We start from the raw sequence: 5,044 nt of genomic DNA on the forward strand, positions 1-5,044 counted from the left end.
CATCTTCGACTTGAAGAATATTAATAATTTTCTCGTGTTCAATTTTTCCTGCATTCATAGCTTTGGTCATTTCCTCACGTTCTTTTGCATTCTTCTTAAGTTCACGTGCTAACTCAATACGGATTTCATCAAATTGAAAATTTCTTGTCCTGCCTGCTTTCTCCAGTTTATCATTTTCAGTATCAATCAATGTATTCACTACATTTACCATCTGATTCAGAATTTTCTCAACTACAGGATTGCGCAAACTATTTTTTGGAAGAATATCTAAACGAGATTTTAATTCACGATTTTCTAATTCTTCTTTGGTTAAAGAGTTTTTAGAATGACGATATCCAGCTAAATCACATGCTACAGAATATTCATTTTCTTTTATAAAAGGATATATTTTACGAATTGCTTTACTACTTAGACTTCCATAATCATCTTGAAAGGCAACTGTTCCCATTACTTTAGCTTGCTCTTTATTGAAACCAAATTTTTGTTCTAATAATCGATACAAAGTGTCCATTCCAGTTGGTGAATTGTCTTCTTCATATGCATACAACAAATGCCACAACTGAAATGATAATTGCTCTTCAAAAGCTTTTCCTTCTAATTCTGCATTAAAATCTAAAATTTCAGATTTAATTCCTAAATGATTAAAAATAGTTTGTACCATTCCCTTAATCTCAAGAGCAGACTTATCAATATCAGCCAAAGTAATATCGTCTTTATTCAATTTTAATTTCAGTTCTTCGCGCACATTATAACCTTCGTTATCTAGAATAGTCAAATAAGCATTATAAAGGGCTTGATTAGTACGATTTCCTTCTAAACTTGTATAATTAATTTCCCAATCTTTAGGTTTATCAACTAACAATTTTAAAACTTCAGATGCAGTAAGATTTCCCTTTAGATTTAATTCTTCAAATAAGTGATTTTTATCGTTTTCATTTAAAAGCACAACTTCATTTGTAATCTTATTTTTCAATTTTACATTATGAAGAATTTGCCAAATTTTGAATTCTTGAAATAAAGGTGCTGATTTTGGAATAACGCGTAAACCAACAGTTTTCTTTTTATCATCTTTAATTATCTCTCTTTGTTCGAACTCACAAATTGAAATCAGTCCTTTTTGAGATTTTAATTTACGTTGATAGAATATTACTACATCTCGAATTTCTTCTTTTAAAGCATCGGTAAAAATAGTTTCTCGACCTTTTGCTTGAACTTCCCAAATTTTCTCGAATTCATCCATATAATCCTGACGATAAAACACTTGATTTTTTAAACACGCATGCGGATTATTTTGTAACTGAGTATATTGATATTGCCCTACGGTTTGATTATTGAAGTACAACTCTTTGCTTCTATCTGAAATTGCACCTAAATAACCAGAAGAATTAGTTAATTGACCATTAATCTCTTGCAAAACAATCGCAATTTGTTCTAAATTTAATTGGTTAGACAAAGCATCATTTCGCCATTGATAATTCTCTAATTTTAAATCATCACGTTTTAAATTGCGCTTTATTCCAACCAAATTAAAAGGTACTTTTAAAATTGCCCATGTCGCTACTTTTCCTTTACCTTTTAATTCTTCTTTTAGATTATCTGTAAATTGTTCAATATAAAATTGTTTCTGAAAATCCCATATTTTATCAAATTCAGTTTGTAAATCCGAACGATAAAAATCAGGAACCTTTTTCTTTCCAGACTTTAATAAATCCAAAACATATTGCCCTGGTGTAAGATTTTCATGATACAATTTTTTAGCGATGTCCATACCATCAATCAAAGAACCTTCTTCGGTATTATTCACTTTACGAGAACTTTTGTAACCACGTTTTTTGTTGATTTGAAACATAACACGAGCCAATTCGTGAAGCTCCAATTGTTTTTCAGCTGCTAGTGCTCTTAAATGAAAAGTTTCAAAAGTTGTTTTATTTCCATTCTCAGCTAAAATAGTTTCATTATCAATCCATTTATGTGATTTCAGAATTTGTAGAAGATTTTCTCTTCGAAGTTTAAATCGTTGAAGATTGCGACGAGCCGAACGTGCTATAGTTCTACCTGCATTTGTTGTAATAGGTTTACCTTTTTCAAAGTTTGTTTGCTCATCAGTTGTCAAAGGATTTACACGAACACCTATTTTTTCGATTGAAGATTCTTCATTATTATTCTCAGCTTCTTTTACAAACGCCCAACCAATAGAGTTGGTTCCTAAATCTAATCCAAGTATATTTTTAGCCATGATTATTTTTCTTTTGCGTATTAAATTACATCAAAAATAATTTACAAAATTACGGTTTCACGTAATCATATATAAATATTTTATCTATATATTTGTATTGAAAGGAACTCACAATAAGGATTATTCCGTTGTGAAAACATTTAGCGCCTCGACTATCTTCGGGGCTTTTTTATTTTTCTTATTTTGTAAAAACAATAAACCTCCCTAAAATCGCTTCTAAAGAGGTTGTTATTTATACTATTTTTTTGTACCTAAAATTAGAGTTGTGCAACAGTTACCCTTGTTGTACGCAGTCTCTTTAATCACTCCAAGGTATCCTCATTCCAGTACCTTGACAAGCAAAACAAATACCTCCTTGATAGTAATTATATTCAGGAAGAAACCCTGTTCCGCCACATCTTTCACAAGTTTCAGTTAATATTTTCTCTGATAATCATTTGTCAAAATAAATTGGAACCCCTTCTGTTTCATGAACTTTAATATGACAATCTGTATCTTAGAGCTTTAAAACCTTGCAAATATGTTGGGGAAAAATCCAGAAAAGAAGCCAGAATTATTCCGCCCAATGTTGGTGGATTTTATTGACCACGAGCATGAACTTGTTCTACTTTCAGAAAAAATAGATTGGAATTATTTTGAGAAAGAATTTTCGTCCTTGTATTCCAAAGTGGGCAATCCGAGCCAACCGATTCGGTTTATGGTGGGTTGTTTGCTACTGAAACATTTGTATAATTTGGGCGATGAGACGTTGGAAAAAGCCTGGATCATGAATCCTTATATGCAGCATTTTTGTGGCAGGGTTTTCTTTGAACACGAATTTCCTTGTGACCCGAGTAATTTTGTTCATTTCCGAAAAAGAATTGGCGAAAAAGGTATCGAAAAAATCTTTGCCTACAGCGTAAGAATGCACGATGCCAAGACGAACACCTCAAATTTTGTTTTGTCCGATACTACCGTTCAGGAGAATAATACCTCTTTTCCTACCGATGCAAAATTGTGCAAAAAAGTGATTGATTATTGCAACAAAATAGCCGGAAATGAAGGCATAAAACAAAGACAACGCTACACAAAAGTCAGCAAACAAATGGTGCGCAACACCTACAACGGAAAACATCCCAAGCGGGCAAAAGCGGCAAGGAAATCTCAAAGACAGCTCAAAACCATCGCCATGAGACTGATTCGTGAATTGCAACGGAATTTTAATGCAGAACAGCAAGAATTTTATAAAGATTTAATGACATTGTACACCAAGGTTGTCACACAAAAAAGAAACGATGCCGATAAAATTTACAGCATTCACAAGCCTTTTACCCGATGTATTGCCAAAGGAAAAGCGCATAGCCAGTATGAATTTGGGAATAAGGTAGGTGTTTGATAACCACCGCCAACAAAGGCAAGAAAATCATTCTCGGGATTAAAGCATTTTTGCAAACTCCTTACGATGGTCACACCATAGAACCACTTTTGGAACAGATGGAAACCGGTGGTCAAAAGCTCCCAAAAGAACTCGTTTACGATAGAGGTGGCAGAGGAAAATCAGAAATAAAAGGCGTGAAAATCTCCATCCCAAGCACTCCAAGAAAAAAAATGACACTGCTTATCAAAAGCAGACAAAGCGCAAAAAATTTAGAACCAGAGCGGCAATAGAACCTATCATCGGACATTTAAAAACCGATTTTAGGCTGGCAAAAAATTACTTCCTGGGAGAAACGGGACCACAAATCAATGCATTACTAGTTGCAACCGCTTGGAACATGAAGAAAATGATGGAACTACTGAAACAGAAAATTATTTTCTTATTTTATAAGATACAAATTATGCTGTTTTCTAATCCTGTTTTTAAATATAAATTAAATAGTGGGTTTTGTTAAGGAACGACTATTTATAGTGGAAAAATAGCCGATGAACTGAACATTTTTCAGAGCCAGAATAATCAGGAGATCGAAGGCATTTGGGAAGATGAATTATTTAATATACTGAATCCTGAAGATGTCCTGCAGAAGCATATTTTGGAACTTCAGTTCTTCCAGATGATCAGGACAGTTGAGCCTGACAGGCGAAAGGACTTTTGTATCACCAGTAGGCTGAGATTAGCAGGCAGCCAAAAATCGTTGATTCACAAAATGTTTTATTTCTCAGATGCTTACCATCAAAATGTGGAGTTGGCGCTTTGCTTTTATCATTTTGATTTTTTGTCGTCCTTAGATAGTACAGGAATGATTATCAACACAGCTGAGGGGAGCATTATCCGGCAGGCTGAAGTTGACAATTCTAATTTTCTCTCTGCCCGTGAAAAGGAAATCATGAAGATGATCCAGTTGGGGAAAAAGAGTAAAGAGATTGCGGATGCTCTTTTTATCAGTATTAATACCGTGAATCGCCACAGGCAAAATATTCTTGAAAAAATGAGGGTTTCCAATACTACAGAAGCTTGTACTTTGGCAGCAAAACTTAGATGGATCTGACGCATCTTTAGCCTTACAGACCTATCAAGATGAAAATTGCAACACCTGTTTCGTCAAAATAAAAAACCCAAAACTGCTACAATCCTGAGTTTTCTATCAATTGATTTATTAAAAAGTTACTCTGCAGGATCCAGCACAACGACAGCCTCCGAAGTATAAAACTGGAAGGTAAAACTCTCCTGAAGATAGAGCTTCACCGAAGTATCAGAATGGCTTAGATAACCGATGGAAATGTCCTGGCCAAGAGTGAGCTTAAAATCACCACCACGGGTAGAGATTACAAAACCACCTTTGATTGCCGGTGCCCAGATAATTTCGCCATCAATCAGTTCCTGCAGGTGGT

The 5,044-nt window shown here is 34.2% G+C and carries 6 protein-coding genes; 4 read left to right on the forward strand and 2 right to left on the reverse strand.

Annotated features, from left to right (window positions below; all coding sequences use genetic code 11):
• Nucleotides 1-2,236: type II CRISPR RNA-guided endonuclease Cas9 (gene cas9, locus B4E95_RS11965; protein ID WP_349680118.1), on the reverse strand; the 2,236-nt coding region annotated here is incomplete at its 3' end.
• A 520-nt stretch (nt 2,237-2,756) separates the two neighbouring features.
• On the opposite strand from cas9, the gene B4E95_RS11970 reads away from it, so the two are divergent.
• The 4 genes from B4E95_RS11970 to B4E95_RS11980 all read left to right on the forward strand — a co-directional run bounded on the left by B4E95_RS11970 (nt 2,757) and on the right by B4E95_RS11980 (nt 4,701).
• Nucleotides 2,757-3,611: an IS5 family transposase gene (locus B4E95_RS11970; protein ID WP_221856775.1), complete on the forward strand. Its 855-nt coding sequence runs from the start codon at nt 2,757-2,759 to the stop codon at nt 3,609-3,611.
• Nucleotides 3,608-3,883: a hypothetical protein gene (locus tag B4E95_RS11975; RefSeq protein ID WP_210766879.1), complete on the forward strand. Its 276-nt coding sequence runs from the start codon at nt 3,608-3,610 to the stop codon at nt 3,881-3,883. Before B4E95_RS11970 ends, B4E95_RS11975 begins: the two co-directional genes overlap by 4 nt.
• A complete protein-coding gene (locus B4E95_RS13165) occupies nt 3,772-4,107 on the forward strand; it encodes a transposase (protein ID WP_375781353.1) in 336 nt (111 codons plus the stop codon). The genes B4E95_RS11975 and B4E95_RS13165 overlap by 112 nt, the downstream gene beginning before the upstream one ends.
• A gap of 138 nt (nt 4,108-4,245) precedes the next feature.
• Nucleotides 4,246-4,701: a response regulator transcription factor gene (locus B4E95_RS11980; protein ID WP_291091707.1), complete on the forward strand. Its 456-nt coding sequence runs from the start codon at nt 4,246-4,248 to the stop codon at nt 4,699-4,701.
• 116 nt (nt 4,702-4,817) lie between these two features.
• Here the strand turns inward: B4E95_RS11980 and B4E95_RS11985 are convergent.
• On the reverse strand, nt 4,818-5,044 hold a 227-nt coding region (locus tag B4E95_RS11985; RefSeq protein ID WP_291091709.1), incomplete at its 5' end, for an encapsulin.

This window comes from Empedobacter sp. UBA7494 (assembly GCF_002478465.1).
Classification (GTDB): Bacteria; Bacteroidota; Bacteroidia; order Flavobacteriales; family Weeksellaceae; genus Empedobacter; species Empedobacter falsenii_B.

What these genes read in the sequence shown, in the direction of transcription:
- B4E95_RS11970 (WP_221856775.1), top strand. Translation starts at nt 2,757, where the DNA reads ATGTTGGGGAAAAATCCAGAAAAGAAGCCAGAATTATTCCGCCCAATG.